Below are 21,565 nucleotides of genomic sequence, written 5' to 3'. Positions count from 1 at the left end.
GCATACGCTTGTCGGATCGCGCCTATTCCATCGATGGCCAATTAAAATTGACGAATGATGCGCAGGCCAGCGGTGGGACGGAAGACATCGCCGCGCGGCCGTTCCGCTCCAAGCCCTGCCTGCATGGCGAAATTGCCGCCCAGTTGCTGGTGCAATTGCGGCATCAGCAACAGGCCGCCCTCGCTGCCGCCCTGATAATTGATCTCCAGCCCCAATACCTGCCCTTCGCGGCTGTCGTAGAAGGCTGAGTGGTTGAGGATCACGCCGTTGCGGCCATGGCCGCCCGACAGCTTGACGTCGGCAAGCCCTGCCATCGTCACGCTGCTCCAACGGTTGTTGTAGCGGTGGGCCGCCATATAGGCGAAACTGCTGCGATACTGTTTGGCGCGGCGGTCATAGATGCCGAGATATTGGACGCCATGGCCGGTGCGCCCGCCGCCTGTGGTGCCGAAACTTGCCTGCAGACCCAATTTCAGTTCAGCAAGCCGGCCGTTGACGAAGGGCAATTCACCCTCGATCGCGAAGCCGTCGGCAAAGGCATATTCGATTTCCGGCGCCCAATGGACGGCGTCGTCATCGCCCGACAGCGGAACGGTCGCCAGGGTATTGACCTCCAGTTCGCCGCGCTTGGCGCCTAGCGGCCGCATCATGTCGAAGATCATCGGTTCGGGCACGTCGGGATAGGCGTCGGACGCCAGCGCGACATCGCCCAGAAAGGCGCTCGCCATGGCGGCAAGGCCATGGCGCGAAAGGGATCGAACGGACAAGAAAGGCTGCTCCCGCGATGAGGATGTGACGATTCACATCCCCGTCTACGCGGGAGCGGGCGCCCTTATTCCCTAAGGGTCAGAGACAGGCTTCGAGGAAGGGCTGGTCGAAGCCGAACATGCGGGCCTTGTCCAGCGTATAGGGGCGCAGGCCCATCGAGCGATATTCGCCGATGATCTTACCGCTGTCATCCTCGTCATGATATTCGAACTTGAACAGTTCCTGGGTGACGATGACGTCGCCTTCCATGCCGATCACCTCAGTCACGTTGGTGACGCGGCGCGAACCGTCGCGCAGGCGCTTCACCTGGACGATCAGGTCGACCGAGTCGGCGATCTGCTTGGAAATGGCTTCCTTCGGGATCTTGATGTCGCCCATCAGGATCATGTTTTCCATACGGCCCAGGCATTCGCGCGGGCTGTTGCTGTGGAGCGTACACATGGAACCGTCATGGCCGGTGTTCATCGCGGCGAGCAGGTCGAAACATTCCGCGCCACGAATTTCGCCCAGGATGATGCGGTCCGGGCGCATACGCAGGGCGTTTTTGACGAGATCGCCGATGGTGATCGCGCCCTGGCCTTCCAGGTTGGGCGGGCGGGTTTCGAGCGGCAGCCAGTGTGGCTGCTGCAGGCGCAGTTCGGCCGCGTCCTCGATGGTCAGCACGCGCTCGCCCGGATCGATCATCTTCGACAGCGCATTGAGCATCGTCGTCTTGCCCGAACCGGTACCGCCCGAGATCACGATGTTGAAACGGCAGGCGCCGGCGATCTTGAGTGCGGTCGCCATCTTCTGGTTCATCGCGCCCCATTGGGCGAGCATGTCGATGGTGATCGGCTTGGCCGAGAATTTACGGATCGAGATGGCCGTGCCCTTGAGGCTGAGCGGCGGCACGATCACGTTGACACGCGAACCGTCGGGCAGGCGGGCGTCGGCCAGCGGCGTGGTCTGGTCGACGCGGCGGCCGACCTTGTTCACGATGCGCTGGGCGATCTGGAACAGATGTTCTTCATCGCGGAACTTGATCGGCGCGATCTGGAGCTTGCCCTTCTTTTCGACATAGGTCTGCTCCGGGCCGTTGACCATGATATCGCTGATGTCCGGGTCGGCCAGCAATTCCTCGAGCGGGCCGAGGCCCAGAAGCTCGTCGACCAGCACCTTTTCCAGCGCGAACTGCTCGCGCCGGTTGAGCGTCAGCTTCAGCTCGGCCAGCACTTCCATGATGATCGGCCGGAATTCCTCCGCCAGTTCATCCTTGGTGAGGGTCGCGGCCGCTTCGGGATCGACGCGTTCGAGCAGGCGGGGAAGCACCTGTTCCTTGATCTTGTGAACCGACGCCTCGAACCCTTGCGGACCGGCATCGGCGACATGTTCGGCATTGGCGCGTTCCGACAGGCGCGACATGGCGTCCGCATTGCGCTGCATCTGGCTGGTCGGGGCCGACAACGGATCGAGCGGAATTTCGCCGGGCAGGGCGGCCAGATCGAGCGGCGGGAACTGCTCGCCGCCGCGCGGGGCCTCCTCGCGCGCTGCGCCGCCGCTGTGCATCGGTCGGGCGACGCCGAAACCCGGCTTGATGCCGGCAGGTCCATTTTTCCGTCCAAATGCGCTCATAACTCTCCGCCGGAATTCTGCGATCGGGCCAGCCACCCCAAAATGGGCCGATTCACCATGGCTGGAGAAGGTGAATAAGCTGGAAACTTTGACAAATGGCTAATGGGCCGGCGCCCATTCTGAGGATCGTGGATCGCCGGCAAGGATGGCGTCGTGCCGGATCGGGGTGAGGGGCGGGGCACGGTTACCCGACATTAACCAATCTCGCCGATAGGGATTGCAGGCTTTCAGGATTTCGGTGCCATGCGAACCTTGTCCATCGTCATTCCCGTTTTCAACGAACAGGATGGCATCTCCCTTTTCCTTGATGCGGCGCGGCCTGCAGTGGATGAGGCGCTGTCCCTGATCGGCGCCGACGCGCGCGCCGAATATCTGTTCGTCGATGATGGCAGCGCGGACCGCACCGGTGATGTGCTGGAGATATTGTCGCGGTTCAACCCGGACCTGCGCTATGTCCGCCTGTCGCGCAATTTCGGCAAGGAGGCCGCTTTGGCGGCCGGCATCGACCATGCTGTCGGAGACGCGGTCATCCCGATCGATGTCGATCTGCAGGATCCGCCCGAAGTGATCGTCGACATGGTTCGCCTCTGGCTCGCTGGTGCCCAGGTGGTCAATGCGCGGCGGGCCGATCGATCGAGCGACAGCTGGTTCAAGCGCTGGAGCGCGCGGGGCTTCTATGCGCTGCTCAACCGCCTGTCCGATTATCCCATTCCCGAAAATGTCGGTGATTTCCGCCTGCTTGACCGGCAGGCCGTCGATGTCGTCAAGCAATTGGGGGAACAGGCCCGGTTCAACAAGGGCCTGTTTTCCTGGATCGGCTTCCGGGTCGCGACGGTCGATTATGTCCGGGCGCGGCGGGAAACCGGACGCAGCAAATGGGGACTGGGCAAGCTCTGGTCCCTAGCCGTGGACGGCATCACCGCATCGACCACCATGCCACTGCGCATCTGGTCCTATGTCGGTGGCGCGATCGCGCTCATCGCCTTTGCCTATGCCGGTTTTCTGGTCGTGCATACGCTGGCGACCGGCGTCGACGTGCCCGGCTATGCCTCGATGATGGTTGCCGTCCTGGGCCTTGGCGGGCTCAACCTGCTCAGCCTGGGCATCATGGGCGAATATGTCGGGCGGATCGCCCGTGAGGTGCGGCAGCGGCCACTATATATCGTCGCCGCCGATGCCGGGGCGCGCAACGTCGGGGGCGCCGCGACCCCGACGCTCGATCAACTGGAAAGGGACGAAGAATGGACCGCTCAGCCTATACGAGCATGAATGCTCAGGAGGGCGAACATTGGTGGTTCGTCGCCCGCCGCGCCATCATCGATGGCCTGATCCGCGATCATGCCGCCTTGCCCGATGACGCCCGCATCTTGGAAGCCGGCTGCGGTACCGGCGGCAATCTGGCGCTTCTGGCGCAGCATGGTAACGTCGATGCGCTGGAATATGATGACGAAGCACGGGCCATCGCGGCCGCGCGCGGCGTCGCCACCGTGGAGGCAGGCGCCTTGCCGGAGAAGGTCGGCTTCGGCGACCGGCGCTATGACCTGATCGCCCTGCTCGACGTGCTGGAGCATGTCGACCAGGATGAAGCGTCGCTCGCCGCACTGCGCGGCCGGCTTGCGGCAGGCGGGCGACTGCTCGTCACCGTGCCGGCGGTTCCCTGGCTATGGTCCGATCATGACGTGCTGCACCACCACAAGCGGCGCTATACGCATGATGGCCTTGCCCGCGTCGCCGCGGCGGCCGGCTTGCGGGTCGAGGCATCGGGCTATTTCAACAGCCTGTTGTTCCCGCTCGCCGTTGCCCAACGGCTGGCGCATCAGTTGCTTCGGCGGGAAGCGCCGCTCGATGCGCGCCCAGCCCCCTGGCTCAATCGCTCGCTGCAACAGGTGCTCGCGGCCGAACGCCACATGCTGGGCCGCATCAATTTCCCGATCGGCCTGTCACTTTACGCGATTCTCTCCGCCTGATCCTGGCTGCCGGAAATTATGCGGACTGAACCATAGCCGGTCCCAGCACCGGGCCGGTTCGCTGGCAGGAGCAGGTGTGGGCCTTGCCGGTCGCACCAGGGCGGGCATGGCGGGCAGGGGCGCGAAATAGGATCCCTTGGGGAAGGCGGAAAAGGTCTGATCCCACGCCTTCGATACCGAACAGCGCACTTCGGGCGCAGGCGGATGGACAAGCGCGCGGCGGATTTCGGCCAGCCCCGTCAGGCTGCCGATCAGCAGCATGGCGATCAGCCAGGTGCGCCGTTCGTTCCCATTGCCCAGTTCATCGGCCAGCATCGCTGTCAGGATGGCCAGCGCGGTGATGGATGCCCGCGCCATGAAATCGATCGACCAGCCGATCTGCACGAACGGGATCAGCATCAGCCAGGCGAAGGCCAGCCAGAGCGTGTCTCGGCCAAATCGCGACGGTCGGGCGACCAACAGCAACGGCACCAGATAGGGCAGGGTCTCGATCCCCTGGAACATCAGCCATTGCAGCGGCGGAATCGGCTGGAACCGCAGTCCCACGTCCGCGCCAGATGCCGCGCCGAGATAGAGAAGGGACGGGACGGCCAACAGGCTGGCCAGAGCCGGGAGCAGCATTTCGGCGATACGCAGCCGGCGCGCCGCCCGGGTACGGATGCCGGCCAGCGCGGCAAAGGGCATCGCGCCCATCAGGCCGAGCGGGGACCATAAGGCCGTCAGCGGCAGCAGCGCGAGATAGGGCGCCAATGGCAATCGCTCGCGGCGCCAGAGCAGATAGCCCATCGCCCCGATCCAGCCGGACATGGCATGTTGCGGAACCCAGAAGGCCAGGGTGATTGTCGAGGAATATTGGAGGCCGATCCAGTCCTCCAGATGGTCGCCCAGCCGGCCGTTGAGGAGCAGGTCGCCGATCGCGTCTAGGCCGCTGAAGCCGAGGAAGACGAGCAGCGCGACCAATCGACCGCGCCGGCCGTCGAACAGTTGCGCGGCAAGCGCGAGAGTCAGGCCCAGCAGCAGGGCATTTTGCGCCAGCAATGCGATATCGCCCGCGCGCACGCCCAGCGCCTTGTAGAGCAGGGCAGGGGCGAGGAACATGCCGATCGGCGCCCGCAACAGGTCGGGGACAGCCCGTTCGGTATAGACGAAGGGCCAGGGATTGACGGCCATGTCGCGAAGCGCGGCGAGCCGCACCTGCCAGTCGACATTGGCATAGAAGAACCGGCCTTCGCCGCCGAGCATCAGCAGCAGCAGAGAGACCCCCGTGCATAGCAGCAGCGTGCCGATGCTCGGCCCCGATCGGTCGGGCATGGTGCGCAGCATGACGGTGCACAGCCCGCCGATCAGCAGCAGGGCGAGGGGATAGGCCCAGAACGGGGCGACATCCAGGAAGCGCCAGAGCAGCAACTGGTCGAGGCCGAGCCAGGCAAACAGCGCGGCGATCAGCCAGCCGGCCGGAACGGTGTGCGCGAGCAGGCCGCCAGAGCCGGCCGGTGGCGCAGAAACAGCGGTCTTGGCGGCGAGGGCGGTCATCGGCGGGCGGCACTCACAAGAAAAAGGGGCGCGAAGCGCGCCCCTTGGTCCGTTCGTCTGGCATGAATGCGGCAGGTTGGAAAGAGCCTGGCTCCCCCATCGGCCTGCGCGCCAGGAAGCCTCAGCCCGCCTTTTCGGCGAGAACCGTCAGGCCCTTTTCATTGACCTCGGCAAAGCCGCCCTCGACCGGGATGATTTCCGGTGCGGCGCCAGCCGATGCGAAGATCTGGATCGCGCCGTCGCGCACGGTCGACATGAAGGGCGCGTGGCCCTCCAGCACGCCGAAGTCGCCATCGGTGCCGGGAACGACGACCTGATAGACCTCTTCCGAGCGGACGAGCTTTTCAGGGGTCACGAGTTCGAAATGCAGTGCCATTTTTATGTCCTATGCCCCCTCCCCGAACCGGGGAGGGGTATATGAGGTTAGAGCTTAGGCTGCTTCGGCAGCCAGCTTCTTCGCCTTTTCGATGGCTTCGTCGATGCCGCCGACCATGTAGAAGGCGTTCTCGGGCAGATGGTCATATTCACCATCGACCACGGCCTTGAACGACTTCACCGTGTCTTCGATCTGGACGAACTTGCCCGAGATGCCGGTGAAGACTTCGGCGACGTGGAACGGCTGCGACAGGAACTTCTGGATCTTGCGCGCGCGGGCGACGGTGATCTTGTCCTCTTCCGACAGCTCGTCCATGCCCAGGATCGCGATGATGTCCTGCAGCGACTTGTACTTCTGCAGGATCGACTGGACGGCACGGGCGGTGTCGTAATGTTCCTGGCCGACGACGCGGGGTTCCAGAACGCGGCTGGTCGAGTCAAGCGGATCGACCGCCGGATAGATGCCCAGTTCCGAAATGGCGCGGTTGAGAACGGTGGTGGCGTCAAGATGCGCGAACGAGGTCGCCGGCGCCGGGTCGGTAAGATCGTCCGCGGGGACGTAGACGGCCTGGACCGAGGTGATCGAGCCCTTGTTGGTCGAGGTGATGCGTTCCTGCAGCTGACCCATGTCGGTCGCCAGGGTCGGCTGGTAACCCACGGCCGAAGGAATACGGCCGAGCAGAGCCGACACTTCCGCGCCCGCCTGGGTGAAGCGGAAGATGTTGTCGACGAAGAACAGCACGTCCTGGTTCTCGACGTCGCGGAAATATTCGGCGATCGTCAGGCCCGACAGGGCGACGCGGGCACGGGCGCCCGGCGGTTCGTTCATCTGGCCATAAACCAGGGCCACCTTCGAACCTTCGCTGATCGCGTTGCCGTCGGCATCCTTGGCGATGACGTTGGCGTCGAGGAATTCATGGTACAGATCGTTACCTTCACGGGTGCGTTCGCCGACGCCCGCGAAGACCGAGGTGCCGCCATGGCCCTTGGCGATGTTGTTGATCAGTTCCTGGATGAGAACGGTCTTGCCGACGCCGGCGCCGCCGAACAGGCCGATCTTGCCGCCCTTGGCATAGGGGGCCAGAAGATCGATGACCTTGATGCCGGTGACCAGGATCGACGCGTCGGTCGACTGGTCGACGAATTCCGGTGCCTTGGCATGGATCGGCGAACGCAGTTCGGTGGCAACCGGGCCGCGCTCGTCGATCGGCTCGCCGACGACGTTCAGGATGCGGCCGAGGGTGGCCGGGCCGACCGGAACCGAGATCTGCGCGCCGGTGTCGGTGACTTCCTGGCCGCGGGTCAGACCATCGGTCGAGTCCATCGCGATGGTGCGGACGGTGTTCTCACCCAGATGCTGGGCGACTTCCAGCACCAGGCGCTGGCCGTTGTTGCTGGTTTCCAGCGCCGAAAGGATCGCCGGAAGCGCATCGGGGAAGGTCACGTCGACGACGGCGCCGATGACCTGCGAGATGCGGCCTACATTGTTGGTGGTTGCCATGACTATGTCCTTGCCTGCTTGTCCTTAGAGGGCTTCGGCGCCCGAGATGATTTCGACGAGTTCGGTGGTGATCGCGGCCTGGCGGCTGCGGTTATACTGGATCGTCAGCTTGTTGATGAGGTCGCCGGCATTGCGGGTCGCATTGTCCATCGCGGTCATCGACGCACCCTGTTCGGACGCGTTGTTTTCCAGCAGCGCCTTGAAGAGCTGCACCGTGACGTTGCGCGGCAGCAGGTCGTCGAGGATCGCTTCCTCGCTCGGCTCATATTCCACCGTGGCGGCGATCGCATTGCGGTCGGCGTCGGCGGGGATCTTCACCGGGATGATCTGCTGTTCGGTCGGGATCTGCGCGAGCGCCGACTTGAAGCGCGAATAGAAGAGATGGGCGACGTCGAACTTGCCGTCCAGGAACATCTGGCTGAGTTCCTGCGCCACCGCCTGGGCCTGGGCAAAGCCCGGCTCCTTGGCACCGGTCGTGTCGTAATTGGCGACGATCTTGCCCGGATAGGTGCGGTTGATCACCGGACGGCCCTTGCGGCCGATCAGGTAGAACAACACCTTCTTGCCATCCAGTTCCAGCGCGCGGGCCTTGGCCAGCGCGGCCTTCACGATATTGGCGTTGAACGCGCCGGCAAGGCCGCGATCGCTATTGGCGACGACCAGCAGATGGACTTCGTCCTTGCCGGTGCCGGCGAGCAGCGGCGAAGCGCCTTCGCCCGAGCCACCGGCGATCTTGGTCGCCAGGCTCGCGACGACCGCTTCCAGTCGCTCGCTATAGGGGCGGGCAGCTTCGGCAGCGGCCTGCGCCTTGCGCAGCTTGGCCGCGGCGACCATCTGCTTCGCCTTGGTGATCTTCTGGGTCGACTTCACCGACCCGATGCGCAGCTTCAGTTCCTTGAGGCTAGCCATAGTTCAAATATTCCGAGCAAGGGCCAGACGGCCCGCGAGACCAAAGAAACCGACGCCCATGGCGCCTTCGAACCAGCGCATCGCGCTGCTCTGCCCCACTTTGCGGCCCGCCTTGGTGGCGAGCAGCGCGAGCAGGGCGCACCACAGGAAACCGAGCCCATAGACGATCGCGATCAGCAGCATGCCCTGCCACGGCGCATCCGGGCCGGTGCCCACGAACTGCGGCAGCGCGGCGAGGAAGAAGATCGCAACCTTGGGGTTCAGCACGGTGCTGACCAGGCCCTGGGCGAAGGGCGATCCGCCGATCCGGACCTTGGGCGTTTCGCTTGCCGGCGCCGGCTTGATCGCGCCGCGCAGCAGGCCAAAGCCCATCCAGGCCAGATAGAGGGCACCGGCGATCTTAACGCCCAAGAACAGCCCCGGCACCGCATTCAGCACGCTGAGGAAGCCGAAGCCGCACAACAGCATGTAGAACAGGCCGCCGAGCTGGATGCCGCCGATCGCCGCCATTCCCGCCTTGAAGCCGCGGCGTGCCGCGTGGCCGGCCACCAACATGGTGTCCGGCCCCGGCAGCAGCACCAGACCGATCGACATCACGGTCCAGGCAAGAAGGGAATGGGCGGTCAGCACAGCGTCTTAAGCGAAGGTCTTGCCGAACGAGTCCAGCGCAGCCTTCAGCTTGCCCTTGGCGTCGTCGCCCAGATCCTTGCTGTCGCGAATCGCGGTCAGCACTTCGGGGTGGTCGTGACGCAGATAGGCGAGCATCAGCTCTTCATAACGGGTCACGTCCTTGACCGGGATGCCGTCCAGATAGCCGTTGGTGCCGGCGAAGATCGACGCGGTCTGCTCTTCGAACGGCAGCGGCGAGAACTGGCCCTGCTTCAGCAGCTCGGTCAGGCGCGCGCCGCGGTTCAGCAGCTTCTGGGTCGAGGCGTCGAGGTCCGAACCGAACTGGGCGAAGGCCGCCATTTCGCGATACTGGGCCAGCTCCAGCTTGATCGAGCCCGAAACCTTCTTCATCGCCTTGGTCTGCGCGGCCGAGCCGACGCGCGACACCGACAGGCCGACGTTGATGGCCGGACGGATGCCCTGGTAGAAGAGGTTGGTTTCGAGGAAGATCTGGCCGTCGGTGATCGAGATCACGTTGGTCGGAATATAGGCCGACACGTCGCCTGCCTGGGTCTCGATGATCGGCAGCGCGGTCAGCGAGCCATTGCCATTGGCGTCGTTCATCTTCGCAGCGCGTTCCAGCAGGCGGCTGTGGAGATAGAAGACGTCGCCCGGATAGGCTTCGCGGCCCGGAGGACGACGCAGCAGCAGCGACATCTGGCGATAGGCGACGGCCTGCTTGGAAAGGTCGTCATACACGATCACGGCGTGCATGCCGTTGTCGCGGAAAAATTCGCCCATGGTGACGCCGGTATAGGGCGCCAGATACTGGAGCGGAGCGGGTTCCGAAGCGGTCGCGGCGACGACGATCGAATATTCCATCGCGCCATTTTCTTCGAGCTGCTTGACGATCTGCGCGACGGTCGAGCGCTTCTGGCCGACGGCGACATAGATGCAGTAGAGCTTCTTGCTCTCGTCGTCGCCCGCGTTGATGCCCTTCTGGTTGATGAAGGTGTCGATTGCGACGGCGGTCTTGCCGGTCTGGCGGTCACCGATGATCAGTTCGCGCTGGCCACGGCCGACGGGGACGAGGGCGTCGATCGCCTTCAGGCCGGTCTGCACGGGCTCGTGCACCGACTTGCGGGGGATGATGCCCGGCGCCTTGACTTCGACGCGCTTGCGCTCGGTATATTCGATCGGACCCTTGCCATCGATCGGGTTGCCGAGGCCGTCGACGACGCGGCCCAGCAGACCCTTGCCGACGGGAACGTCGACGATGGTGCCGGTGCGCTTGACGGTGTCGCCTTCCTTGATCTCGGCGTCCGAGCCGAAGATCACGATGCCGACATTGTCGGCTTCGAGGTTGAGTGCCATGCCCTGAACGCCATTGGCGAACTCGACCATTTCGCCCGCCTGGACGTTGTCGAGGCCATGGACGCGGGCGATGCCGTCACCCACGGTCAGAACGGAACCGACTTCGCTGACCTGCGCTTCGGTGCCGAAATTGGCGATCTGGTCCTTGATGACCTTCGAAATTTCTGCGGCGTTGATATCCATGTTCAGCCTTTCATCGCCAGGGCGAGACTATTCAAACGGGTGCGGATGGAGGAATCGATCATCTGGCTGCCGATCTTGACGACCAGCCCACCCAGGATCGCGGGATCGACCTTGGCCTCGACGGCGACGTCGCGGCCGACACGCGCCTTGAGGCCCTTGGCCAGCGCGGTCAGTTGAGTCTTGGTGAGCGGATGCGCGCTCGTCACTTCGGCGCGGGCCTCGCCCTTGTGATTCGACAGCAGCGTCTCATAGGCGCGGATGACCGCGGGAAGCTGCGAGAGGCGACGGTTCTGGGCGAGCACGCCCAGGAAATTCGTCGTCAGCGGATCGATCGACATGGCGGATGCAACCGCCGCGATCGTCTTACCCGCTGCGTCGCGGCTGAGAACGGGACTGTTGATCAGGCCCTTGAAATCAGACGATTCTGCGATCGCCGCCTTGATTGCCGCGAGGCTCGCTGCGACGGTGTCGAGCGTCTTGCCGTCGCGGGCCAGATCGAACAGCGCCACCGCATAGCGGCCGCTGAGGCTGGCCTGAATACCGCCGGTAGTCTCCACGCGCTTACCGTCCTCCAACTTGATTTGCCGGTCATGCAAAAAGAGGGGGAGCAGTAATAACCGTCCCCTGTTGTCGGGCCGGTTAGCAGTGCCAATATGACTATGCAAGTCATGTGACACGATTCCATCGCATCGACGAAATCAAGCCAATTTGACTGAGTTTTTCGGGAAAACGGACAGGCTAGGGAGCGGGGTCTGCGGGGGCAAGCCGTCCTTTTTGGCAATGATAGACCAGCCGCTCGTTCGGCTGGGGCGGCAGCAGCGCGGCGAGGTCCGACTGGAGCGTCGCGATCCGGGTCAACATCGTGGAATCGCTGCTGCATCCCTTGATCGGACCATCCTTCAGCAGGGCGCGGGCCTTGTCCATCGTGTCGCCATCGGGCAGCCAGCGCTGCACCCGCAACAGGCCGGTGGTCGGGTCGAATTCGCTGCGGCTGACATAATTGCCCTCGTCGGGCACATGGGCGCGCTGCCAGGTCGTGCCGGTCGCCTGATACTGCGTGTCGCCGTTGACGCAGCCGCCCTCGGCCCAGTTCAGACCGACATCATTGGGCTGCGACACGGTCAGCCGGCTGCGGTTGAGGTCGATCCGGCAGATATTGTCGCCGGCCCAGGCAAAGGCCTTGTTGCTGACCACGCTCTGGTCCTCGGGCAGCTTCACCCGCTCGTCGATGCTGGCAAAGCTGGGCTTGAACACGAACAGGCCAAGCGCGCCCATCAGCAGGATGCCGCCACCGGCGATGAACCAGGTGGCACGCTTTTCACGGCCCTGGCTGTAGAAGAGGCCGCCAGCGCCCAGGCCCAGCACGGCGAGGGCCAGCAGCACGGCGGCGCCCGCCATCGCATTTTCGCGGCCGGAAATGACGTCGCGCTCGGCGGTGTCGCGGGCCTGCTGCAGCGCCTGCTCGCGCTTGTCGGCGGCGGCGCGGTCATTCTGTTCGGTCAGCTGCGATTCGCGCTGGGTGATCGAGGCTTCGGCCGCGTCGGCTTCGGCCATGGTGCGGCAGGCGACGACGGTGTGGAGCGAGGACACGCCGGCCTGACGCAGGAAGGAGGCGACTTCGCGCCAGGATACGGCAAAGCCGAATTCGGCATCATTGCCGTCCGAGATCGAGCCGAAGCTGTTGACGCCCAGCACCCGGCCGCAATCATCGACCAGCGGGCCGCCGCTGTTGCCTGCGGCAAGCGGGGCGGTGTGCAGGATGGTGTCGAAGCTCTGGCTGGAGCGGCCGGACGAGATGCTGCCGCTGGTCTTCACCGTGCCGAGCGGTTCGACCAACTGCTTGAGGCTAAGGCCCTGGGCGCGATCGACGGTGCCGGGATAGCCGATGGCGGTGACATGCTGGCCGTCATCGACCGCCCCGGCATAGAAGGTGGCGACCGGCAGGCTGCCTTCCTCCAGCTGGATCAGGGCCAGGTCATTGCCCGGCGAATAGGCGATGATCCGCCCGCCATAGCTTTTCTTGCCCTCCGACGGGATCACGCCGATGACGAGATCCTTCTCCTCGCGCGCCAGTTCGACGACATGGGCGTTGGTCAGCACCTTGTCCGGGGCGATCGCGATGCCGCTGCCATGGCCCACGAAATAGGCGTCCGCGCCATTGGTCGCGACCAATGCGACGCGCACCACGCTGCGCGCGGCGGCGGTGATATCCTGCTGTTCGGCCCGTGCGGGGCTGAGCAGGACGAGGGACGCGACAAGCGCGGCGATCGGGCGAAGGCGACGGAAAAGGGCGACCATAGGAGGCGCATACATATGCGAAGGCCCGCTTTAGGCAATCGGGAAAAAGCGGATGCGACGGGCCGTGTGCTTTTGACCGCAAGCGACGGGAAGCCTCGCCAAGCCGTCTGGATTACCCCATATCCATGAACCAGATGACACGCCCCGAACCCGTCCCGGCTGCCATGCCCGATGCCGCAGACTGCTGGACCGCCTTTCTGGCGCGTGATCGCCGGCAGGATGGCTGCTTCGTGGGCGCGGTGCTGACCACCGGCATCTATTGCAAGCCGAGCTGCCCGGCCCGGCACCCGAAGCGGGAGAATATGATCTTCCTGCCCGACGGGGCGGCCGCGCGGGCGGCGGGCTTTCGCGCCTGCCTGCGCTGCCGGCCGGATGAGGTGGGGCGCGACCAGCAGGCGGTGGAGGCGGCGATTCGCCTGATCCGCGCGGCCGAAACGCCGCCCCGGCTGGAGGAGATGGCCGACCATGTCGGCTATGCGCCGCATCATTTCCATCGCTTGTTCAAGCGGATCACCGGACTGACCCCGGCGGCCTATGCCCGCGATCTGCGCACCGAGCGGCTGAAGGCGGCACTGGCGACGCCGGGCAGCGTGACCGATGCGATCTATGAGGCGGGCTATAACGCGCCGAGCCGCGCCTATGCCGATGCCGAACGGCATCTGGGCATGACGCCCAGCGCCTGGCGCGAGGGCGGGCGTGGCGTCGATATCCGTCATGTCGTGATTGGGACGAGCCTGGGCGCGCTGCTGGTCGCGGCGACCGAGCGCGGCCTGTGCCGCATCGCCTTCGAGGAAGGGGAGGCGGACCTGCGCCGTCGATACCCCAATGCGACTCTGTTGCCCGCGGACGCCGCGCTGGATCGCTGGGCAAGTGCCGTGGCCGCGCTGGTGGATGATCCGGGGGCAGGTGCCGACCTGCCAACCGATGTCGGTGGCACTGCCTTTCAGCAGGCGGTCTGGGCCGCCTTGCGGGCGATCCCGGCGGGCGAGACGCGCAGCTATGGTGAGATCGCCGCGGCGATCGGCCGGCCGGGCGCGGTGCGCGCGGCGGGGACGGCCTGCGGCGACAACAGGCTTGCCATCCTGATACCCTGCCATCGCGTCGTACGCAGCGACGGCAGCCTGGGCGGCTATGCCTGGGGCCTTGAAAGGAAGCAGGTGCTGCTCGGCAAGGAAAAGGCAAGTAACGGGAGAGATTGAACTTTCCATCGAACCTGTCGTCCTTCACCTTGGAACCCAGGTCTTTGGGGAAATGCGGGATGATGCGATTCTGGATGAAGGCACTGGCCGGGGCCGGGCTGGCCCTTGCCGGCACCGCGCCGGCACAGGCGGCCTGGTGGCAGGCGCAGACCCGGCATTTCACCGCCTATAGCGAGGGGAAGGACGAAACCCTGCGCGGCTTTGCCGAGCGGCTCGAGAAATTCGATTATTTGCTGCGCCGCCTGACCGGTGTGACCAGCCCGGAACAGGGCAGCCCGGTGAAGGTCTATCTGCTGTCCAGTGAAGCCAAGGTCAGGGAACTGGCGCGCAACCCCAATGTCGCGGGCTATTACACCACGTCCGATCGCACCGCTTATGCCTTCCTGGCGCGCGGCGCGAAGACCGGCAAATTTGATGCCGGTGCCGAGGAAATCCTGTTCCACGAATATACCCATCATTTCATGCTGCATCATTTCCCGGCCGCTTATCCGGCCTGGTATGTCGAGGGGTTCGCGGAATTCTTCTCGGTCGTGGATTTCCCCAAGGATGGATCGATCCGGTTCGCCCAGGTGCCGATGGCACGGGTGCCGGGGCTGGTGCTGGGGCAGCCTTATCCGCTCGTCCAGCTCCTGTCGCGCACGACCGATGGCCTGAACCGGCAGGACGGCGACCGCTATTATGGTACCGCCTGGCTGCTCACCCATTATTATTTCCAGAACAAGAATGGCTATACGGCGGCGATGACCCGCTATCTGGGCGATTTGGCGCAGGGGAAGCCGGACGTTGAGCCCGACAGCTATTTCGAAGGCGGGGTGGCCGGGCTGGAGAAGGAACTCAAGGCCTATATGCGCAAGCGCCTGTCGATGTCCGTGCTGACGCCGCAGGACATGACGATCGGCGCGATCACGGTGGTGCCGGTCGACCCGGCGCAGGGCGCCCTGATCGAGGATGAACTCCACCTCGTCAATCGACCCAGGACGGAGGATATTCCCACATTGGTGGCATCGATCCGCGCTACCGCCGCCAAATATCCCGACAGCGCCTATGCCCTGACGCTGCTGGCCGAATCCGAATGGGCGGCCGAAGAGGGCGCCGCCGCGCTCGGCGACGCGGATCGCGCGATCGGCATTGATCCGAAATCGTCGCGCGCGCAGGCCGTCCGCGCGCAAGTCCTGCTGGCGCGGGCGCAGGACAGCGGCAAGGAGGAGGATTGGAAGGCGGCGCTGACGGCGATCGTGCGCGCCAATCGCGCCGATACGGAGGACCCCGTGCCGCTGGCGCTATTCTATCGCTATCATGCCATGCGTGGCGGCAAGATGCCCGACATCGGCTATGACGGCCTGTACAAGGCCTTCTCCCTTTTGCCGCAAAACCCCAATTATCGCTTCCAGTTCGCGCGCGCCTTGGCGGCCCGAGGCGAATATGCCGCCGCCTCCACCATCATGGACCCGATCGCCTTTTCGCCACATGGGTCGGACATGCGGGAGGCGGCGATCAAGATGAAGGCCGCCTTCGACGCCAGGACTAAGGCGCAGGGCGACGCAAAGGCTCGAAATCCTTCACCCGCGCCATGACGGCGGTGCGCTGGGCATCGGTCATGCTGCGCCAATGGACTATTTCGTCGAGGGTGCGGCCGCAGCCGGTGCAGCCTCTCCTTTCCGCATCGAGCGAACAGAGATTGCGGCAGGGGCTCTCGATCGGCGCGGCCATCACATGAAGCTGTAGGGATCGACGTCCACCGCGACGCGGGTGGTCGATTTCCATACCAGATTGCCCAGCCATTCGCGGATCACCGACTGGATGTCGACCTGGCGCGTGGCGTGGATCAGCAAGCGATGGCGATGGCGGCCGCGAAGGACGGAGAGGGGCGCAGGGGCGGGGCCATAGACGCGCATGCCCTCCACCTGCGGCGCCGACTTGCCGATCAGCCGGGCGGTCTGTGCAGCTTCGTCGCTGTCCTCGCTGGAGATGATGATCGCGGCGAAGCGGCCGAAGGGCGGGGCATTGGCGCGGCGGCGATTTTCGGTCTCGATCAGATAGAAGCGCTCGCTGTCGCCGGCGATCAGCGCCTGGATCACTTCGGCATCGGGCATGCGGGTCTGGATGAAGACATGGCCCGGCTTTTCGCCGCGCCCGGCGCGCCCAGCGACCTGCATGATCTGCTGGAAGGTGCGTTCGGACGCGCGCAGATCACCGCCCTCCAGCCCCAGGTCCGCGTCGATCACGCCGACCAGGGTCAGGTTGGGGAAATGATAGCCCTTGGTGATGAGCTGGGTGCCGACGATGATGTCGATGTCGCCAGCCTCCACCGACTTGACGAAATCGGCGGCGCGAGCCGGCGAGTGCAGCGTGTCGGACGTGGCGATGGCCACCCGCGCCTGTGGCCACAGCGCCTTCACCTCGTCGGCGATGCGCTCGACGCCGGGGCCGCAGGCGACCAGGCTGTCCTCTTCCTTGCACTCGGGGCAGAAGCGCGGCGCGGGGATGACATGGCCGCAATGATGGCAGGCCAGCCGCTTGGTCAGCCGATGCTCGACCATCCAGCTGGTGCAATTGGGGCATTGGAAGCGATAGCCGCAATGGCGGCACAGCGTCAGCGGCGCATAGCCGCGCCGGTTGAGGAAGAGCAGGCTCTGCTCGCCCTTGGCCAGCACTTCCTCCATCGCTACCACCAGCGGCGGCGCGATCCAGCGACCGCGCTCGGGCGGATCGGTCAGCAGGTTGATGCCCTCGATATCGGGCATCTGCGCGCCGCCGAAACGGGCGGGCAGCTTGATCTCGCGATAACGGCCGAGATCGACCTGGTGCCGTGTCTCGATCGCCGGCGTGGCGGAGGCCAGAACGACCGGGAAATGTTCGATGAGGCCGCGCATCACGGCGACGTCGCGGGCGTGATAATGGACGCCTTCCTCCTGCTTGAAGCTCGCCTCATGCGCTTCGTCGACGACGATCAGGCCCAGATTGGGGTAGGGCAGGAACAGGGCGGACCGGGCACCGACGACGACACGGGCCTCGCCCGCCGCGATCGCGCGCCAGGCGCGCCGGCGTTCGCTCTGGCGCAGGCCGCTATGCCAGTTGACCGGGACCGTGCCGAAGCGTTTTTCGAACCGTTCAAGAAAGGGTTCGGTCAGGGCGATTTCGGGCAGCAGCACCAGGGTCTGCTTGCCGGCGCGGATGGCAGCGGCGATCGCCTCGAAATAGACCTCGGTCTTGCCCGACCCGGTGACGCCGTCGAGCAGGAAGGGGGCAAATTCATGGGCGCGCACCGCGTCCGCCATGTCGGTCGCGGCCGCCATCTGCTGATCGGACAGGGCCGGCGGCGCGTGGGCCGGGTCGGGTTCGGGGAAGGGGGTGTCGACGCTCACCTCGACCGGCTCGAACGCGCCGGCCTTCACCAGACCGCGGATCACCGTATCGCTGACCCCGCCGATCATCGCCAGTTCGCGCACCAGCCCCTGCCGGTCGCCGATCCGCTCCATCGCCTGGGTTCGCTGCTCGGTCATGCGATCGGGCAGCTGGCCGGTGGCACGATATTCGATGACGGTGCGCGTGCCCTCCAGCGCGGACATCGACGCCAGCGCCATGCGCAGCACGGCGGCCGGCGGGGCGAGATAATAGTCGGCGGTCCATTCGATCAGCCGGCGCAGCGTTTCGGGCAGCGGCGGCGCGTCCAGCACTTCCAGCAGGTTGCGCAGCCGGTTGTCGCCGACCGTCTCGACATCCGGGAAGGACTCCTCGTCCCACACCACACCGACCAGCTGGCGCGGGCCCAGCGGGGCGACCACGATGCTGCCCGGCCTGGCCGTCATGCCATGGGGGATGCGATAGTCGAGCGGGCCGAGGGCGGCATTGAGCAGGAGGACACGGGCGCGGGCCATTGAGCGTCCTTAACCGCTCTTGCCGTTCTGGCAAATCGTCAGAGCCGCCAGGCGATCGCCAGCCAGGGGACATGAACGACCTCATCGGGGCGGTTGTCGGGGAAACTATGCTGGCGCATATAGCTCAGCTGCATGCCGAGCCGCGGCGTCAGCACATGACGCAGACCGATCAGTTGCCGCGTGGTGACAAGTTCGCTGTCCTGGACCGCGCTTGGCTTGTGCAGTTCGAAGAAAAATTCGGCGGAGGTCAGGAGGAACCATTTGCGCTGCTTTTCCAGCGGGATGTCGAGCTGGATACGTTCGCGCAGGCGCCAGGCCGGCTGCGCGGCGCTGTCGATATAGCGCTGTTCCAGCCGGGTGCGGCTCTGCAGCACGCCCAAGTCGATGATCAGTTGCTGGTGGAAGCGCATTTCCTTCTGCCTTCGGCTGGTGACGAAGGCGAAGCCGCCGCCCAGCTGCACGCCGTCGGCAATCCGATGGTCCAGGGTGATCCGTTGCAGCAACTGGTCGTCGGCCGGCCGCAGGCGATAGCTTGTTTCGATGCCGATGCGATCATTGTCGTCAATCTGCGCGACGCCGCCAGCGCTGATCCAGGTCTGCGCCTCCTGATCCGCAGCGCGGGCAGGAAAGGGCAGGACGAGCATGGCGAGGGCGGTCAGGCAAATATATGCGCGCATCGCAAACTTCATCGCCGCTCCCCTGTCGCGGAAGAGGTAGAAGGCGGCGGGGGCCAAGGCAATCGCCGTTCGCCCCGATGGCCAATCCATCGGCCAGCCGCTAAAGGGAGCCGATTCGCGAATCCTGCCCCGGAGCATCCCATGAAATTCTTCGTCGACACCGCCGACATTGCCGAAATCCGTGATCTGGCCGCCACCGGCCTGCTGGACGGCGTCACCACCAACCCGTCGCTGATCCACAAGTCGGGCCGTAAGTTCCTGGAAGTGATCGAGGAAATCTGCGGCGTCGTTGACGGCCCGGTGTCGGCCGAAGTCGTCGCGCTCGACCATGAGACGATGATGAAGGAAGCCGCGGTCCTGCGGAAGATCGCTCCCAATGTCTGCATCAAGGTGCCGCTGACCATCGACGGCCTCAAGACCTGCAAGGCGCTGACCGACGATGGCGTGATGGTGAACGTCACCCTCTGCTTCTCGGCCAACCAGGCACTGCTCGCGGCCAAGGCCGGCGCCAGCTTCATCTCGCCCTTCGTCGGCCGTCATGACGATAATGGCTTCGACGGCATGCAGCTGATCGAAGACATCCGCCTGATCTACGACAATTACGCGTTCGACACCGAAATCCTGGTCGCGTCGGTCCGTCACCCGATCCACGTGCTCGACAGCGCCAAGATCGGCGCCGATGTGATGACCGCGCCGCCGGCCGTCATCAAGGCCCTGTTCAACCATGTGCTGACCGACAAGGGCATTGCCGGCTTCATGTCGGATTGGGCCAAGACCGGCCAGTCGATCCTCTAAGCGACATTGCCGGCGGGCGGGCGATCAGCCTGCCCGCCGGAACTCCTGCCGCCGCCCGGCCATTGTCTCCGCACGAGGAGGTGGCCATGTTCGTTGCGGTCTATTGGTGGCGCGTCCACCCCGGCAAAGAAGAGCAGTTCCGCGCAGCCTGGCGCCGCGGCACCGACCTGATCCGCGAAAAATATGGCAGCTATGGATCGCGCCTGCACCGTGATGCGGACGGGCGGTTCGTGGGCTATGCCGAATGGCCGGACGAGGCGACCTGGCGCGCCGCCTTCGACGCGAAGATGGTCTATGACGACCCGGCAACCCGCGCCGCCTTTGTCGACGCGATCGCCGAAGTGCCGGCGGATGCCGATCCGATCTTTACCATGACGGTCACAGACGACCTGCTGGTTCGTGCGACGAGCTGAGCCGGGCGGGAACCTTTTGTTCAGCATATTCGGCTAGATAGCACGCTCCTTTCCCCGATGAACCTGTCCATGCCGATCGACGCCGTCACCATGCTGCTCATGACCCAGGCCATCGCCCTTGTTGCGGCGCTGGTGCTGGCTGCCGAATGGCGTCTGGCGAAGGTGCGCTCGCTCGCCTGGTGGAGCGCGGGATTTGCGACCATCGTAGTGGGCAGCGGCATGTCGGTGCTGCGCACGGTGGACAGCTTCCTTCTCTATGTCTGGCTGGCCAATGGCCTGCTGGTGGTGGCGCATCTGCTGTTCGCCAGGGGGGCAGCCGCCTTTGCCGGGCGACGCCTGCCCGGCATCTGGCTGGGCGTGCTGCTGGTCTGGGTGGCGCTGCTGGGCACCGATCCGGCAAGTGATCGCACTGCCCTGTTCGGCCTCGTCAATTCGGCGCTGGTCGCGATCTTGTCGCTCAAGGCCGCGTCCCTCCTGCTCTCGCTCCGTCGCACCAGCGAAGTGCGCGATGCGGTGCGGTTGGGGCATATTTTCCTTGGCCATGGCATATTCTACCTCGCCAAGTCGGGGCTGATCTTCATGCCGGGCCTGTTTGTCAGCCTGGTCGGCTTCAAGGGGCTGCTGATCAAGGCGTCGCTCTATGAGGGCATATTGGTCGAGGTGTCGCTCGCCCTGCTGATGCTGGCGGCGGTGCGTCACCGGCGCGAACGGCAGATTACCGCGCTGGCGGAGCGGGATTCGCTGACCGGGGCCTATAATCGCCGCGCGTTCGAGGCGAAGGCGGCGGCCGGGATGGCGCTGGCACGGCGGACCGGCCAGCCGGTGGCGCTGCTGCTGTGCGACGTCGATCATTTCAAGGCGGTCAATGACGGTTTTGGCCATGCGACCGGCGACCGGCTGCTGTCGGGACTGGCCGCGATATTGACGGATTGCGTGCCCGCCGATGCACTGGTGGCGCGGCTGGGTGGCGATGAGTTCGCCGTTCTGCTCTTTGGCCTTCCACCCGAAAATCTGCCGGCGCTCGGTCGCCGCATCTGCCATCGTTTTGCACAGAGCGGGGCGGGTGTCGCCGGGGCGAGTCTGCAAGTGTCGACCAGCATCGGGGCGGCGACCAGTAACATGGGCACGGAGGAGCTACCGCATCTGTTCGATCGGGCAGACCGTGCGCTCTACGACGCCAAGCGCAAGGGGCGCGATCGCATCTCGGTTGAATCGGGCGTGGACCTGAGCGTCGCGACTCCGCCGCTGCGCCTCGCCAAAGTGGCACGTCGAGCCTGATTGGCGACCCCGAGATATCTTTTCGTGTCGGTTGTCAGGAAGTCTGCTCCTGATCCCCTAGCCCATCCTATTCATTGAGCGCCTGCATTCCCGAGCGCGCACCTGCTTGCGGATTTTCCACGTAATCAGGTCGCGCGGGATCGTAGCGTCTTTTTCATCGCGTGGGATCGAGAGGTTTGCTGGGTTGAAGGGCGGGG

General features: G+C 65.0%; 20 protein-coding genes. 7 read left to right on the top strand and 13 right to left on the bottom strand.

Going from position 1 to position 21,565, the window contains the following annotated elements:
* Positions 1-41 precede the first annotated feature (41 nt).
* Positions 42-767 carry a hypothetical protein gene (locus AC13EK_RS17995; protein WP_234792185.1) on the bottom strand — a complete coding sequence of 242 codons (726 nt, stop codon included), beginning with the start codon at positions 765-767 and terminating at the stop codon, positions 42-44.
* Positions 768-846: 79 nt separating this feature from the next.
* The gene (locus AC13EK_RS17990) at positions 847-2,379 is read right to left on the bottom strand and encodes a TadA family conjugal transfer-associated ATPase (protein WP_004210759.1); all 1,533 of its coding nucleotides are present in this window, start codon (positions 2,377-2,379) and stop codon (positions 847-849) included.
* A 243-nt stretch (positions 2,380-2,622) separates the two neighbouring features.
* Here AC13EK_RS17990 and AC13EK_RS17985 point away from each other — a divergent pair, with 243 nt between their 5' ends.
* Together AC13EK_RS17985 and AC13EK_RS17980 are read left to right on the top strand one after the other, a co-directional pair.
* On the top strand, positions 2,623-3,648 hold the full coding sequence (locus AC13EK_RS17985) for a glycosyltransferase family 2 protein (protein ID WP_069336642.1): 1,026 nt from the start codon (positions 2,623-2,625) through the stop codon (positions 3,646-3,648).
* Entirely contained in the window at positions 3,645-4,346 is a 702-nt protein-coding gene (locus AC13EK_RS17980; RefSeq protein WP_483022306.1) for a class I SAM-dependent methyltransferase, read from the top strand. Before AC13EK_RS17985 ends, AC13EK_RS17980 begins: the two co-directional genes overlap by 4 nt.
* Here AC13EK_RS17980 and AC13EK_RS17975 read toward each other — a convergent pair.
* The 8 genes from AC13EK_RS17975 to AC13EK_RS17940 form a co-directional block, all read right to left on the bottom strand.
* Complete coding sequence (locus tag AC13EK_RS17975) at positions 4,320-5,879, bottom strand: hypothetical protein (RefSeq protein ID WP_069336640.1); 1,560 nt, start codon at positions 5,877-5,879, stop codon at positions 4,320-4,322. The two genes, AC13EK_RS17980 and AC13EK_RS17975, sit on opposite strands and share 27 nt — an antisense overlap.
* 121 nt (positions 5,880-6,000) lie before the next feature.
* On the bottom strand, positions 6,001-6,255 hold the full coding sequence (locus tag AC13EK_RS17970) for an ATP synthase F1 subunit epsilon (protein ID WP_004210764.1): 255 nt from the start codon (positions 6,253-6,255) through the stop codon (positions 6,001-6,003).
* 54 nt (positions 6,256-6,309) lie between these two features.
* Positions 6,310-7,755 carry a F0F1 ATP synthase subunit beta gene (gene atpD / locus AC13EK_RS17965; protein ID WP_004210765.1) on the bottom strand — a complete coding sequence of 482 codons (1,446 nt, stop codon included), beginning with the start codon at positions 7,753-7,755 and terminating at the stop codon, positions 6,310-6,312.
* A gap of 24 nt (positions 7,756-7,779) precedes the next feature.
* On the bottom strand, positions 7,780-8,664 hold the full coding sequence (locus tag AC13EK_RS17960) for a F0F1 ATP synthase subunit gamma (RefSeq protein ID WP_004210766.1): 885 nt from the start codon (positions 8,662-8,664) through the stop codon (positions 7,780-7,782).
* A 3-nt stretch (positions 8,665-8,667) separates the two neighbouring features.
* Entirely contained in the window at positions 8,668-9,258 is a 591-nt protein-coding gene (locus tag AC13EK_RS17955; protein ID WP_037511450.1) for a LysE family translocator, read from the bottom strand.
* 42 nt (positions 9,259-9,300) lie between these two features.
* A complete protein-coding gene (atpA, locus tag AC13EK_RS17950) occupies positions 9,301-10,830 on the bottom strand; it encodes a F0F1 ATP synthase subunit alpha (protein WP_004210768.1) in 1,530 nt (509 codons plus the stop codon).
* A 2-nt stretch (positions 10,831-10,832) separates the two neighbouring features.
* A complete protein-coding gene (locus AC13EK_RS17945; protein WP_004210769.1) occupies positions 10,833-11,387 on the bottom strand; it encodes a F0F1 ATP synthase subunit delta in 555 nt (184 codons plus the stop codon).
* 181 nt (positions 11,388-11,568) lie between these two features.
* Entirely contained in the window at positions 11,569-13,128 is a 1,560-nt protein-coding gene (locus AC13EK_RS17940; RefSeq protein ID WP_069336656.1) for a S1C family serine protease, read from the bottom strand.
* Between the two features lie 125 nt (positions 13,129-13,253).
* Here AC13EK_RS17940 and ada point away from each other — a divergent pair, with 125 nt between their 5' ends.
* Positions 13,254-14,327, top strand: coding sequence for a bifunctional DNA-binding transcriptional regulator/O6-methylguanine-DNA methyltransferase Ada (ada, locus tag AC13EK_RS17935; RefSeq protein WP_069336639.1), 1,074 nt, complete (start codon positions 13,254-13,256; stop codon positions 14,325-14,327).
* A 59-nt stretch (positions 14,328-14,386) separates the two neighbouring features.
* Positions 14,387-15,901 (top strand): hypothetical protein, encoded by a 1,515-nt coding sequence (locus tag AC13EK_RS17930; protein ID WP_069336638.1) that lies wholly within the window; start codon positions 14,387-14,389, stop codon positions 15,899-15,901.
* Here AC13EK_RS17930 and AC13EK_RS17925 read toward each other — a convergent pair.
* From AC13EK_RS17925 to AC13EK_RS17915, 3 genes are read right to left on the bottom strand one after another with little or no spacing between them, the layout of a single operon-like run.
* Entirely contained in the window at positions 15,852-16,037 is a 186-nt protein-coding gene (locus AC13EK_RS17925) for a DUF1289 domain-containing protein (protein ID WP_081331659.1), read from the bottom strand. The genes AC13EK_RS17930 and AC13EK_RS17925 overlap by 50 nt on opposite strands.
* Complete coding sequence (locus AC13EK_RS17920) at positions 16,037-18,205, bottom strand: primosomal protein N' (protein WP_069336637.1); 2,169 nt, start codon at positions 18,203-18,205, stop codon at positions 16,037-16,039. Before AC13EK_RS17920 ends, AC13EK_RS17925 begins: the two co-directional genes overlap by 1 nt.
* Positions 18,206-18,243: 38 nt before the next feature.
* Entirely contained in the window at positions 18,244-18,882 is a 639-nt protein-coding gene (locus AC13EK_RS17915) for a DUF2490 domain-containing protein (RefSeq protein ID WP_234792184.1), read from the bottom strand.
* A gap of 141 nt (positions 18,883-19,023) precedes the next feature.
* Between AC13EK_RS17915 and fsa the strand changes: the two genes are divergently transcribed.
* From fsa to AC13EK_RS17900, 3 genes are all read left to right on the top strand, one after another.
* Positions 19,024-19,677, top strand: a complete 654-nt coding sequence (fsa, locus tag AC13EK_RS17910) for a fructose-6-phosphate aldolase (protein WP_004210778.1) — start codon at positions 19,024-19,026, stop codon at positions 19,675-19,677.
* A gap of 86 nt (positions 19,678-19,763) precedes the next feature.
* The gene (locus AC13EK_RS17905) at positions 19,764-20,090 is read left to right on the top strand and encodes an antibiotic biosynthesis monooxygenase family protein (RefSeq protein ID WP_004210781.1); all 327 of its coding nucleotides are present in this window, start codon (positions 19,764-19,766) and stop codon (positions 20,088-20,090) included.
* 57 nt (positions 20,091-20,147) lie between these two features.
* Positions 20,148-21,368, top strand: coding sequence for a GGDEF domain-containing protein (locus AC13EK_RS17900; RefSeq protein ID WP_069336636.1), 1,221 nt, complete (start codon positions 20,148-20,150; stop codon positions 21,366-21,368).
* Positions 21,369-21,565: the final 197 nt, after the last annotated feature.

It is taken from the genome of Sphingobium sp. L-44, from assembly GCF_056859495.1.
Note: the sequence above shows the minus strand (reverse complement) of the source record. Positions and strands in the feature narration are given on the sequence as shown.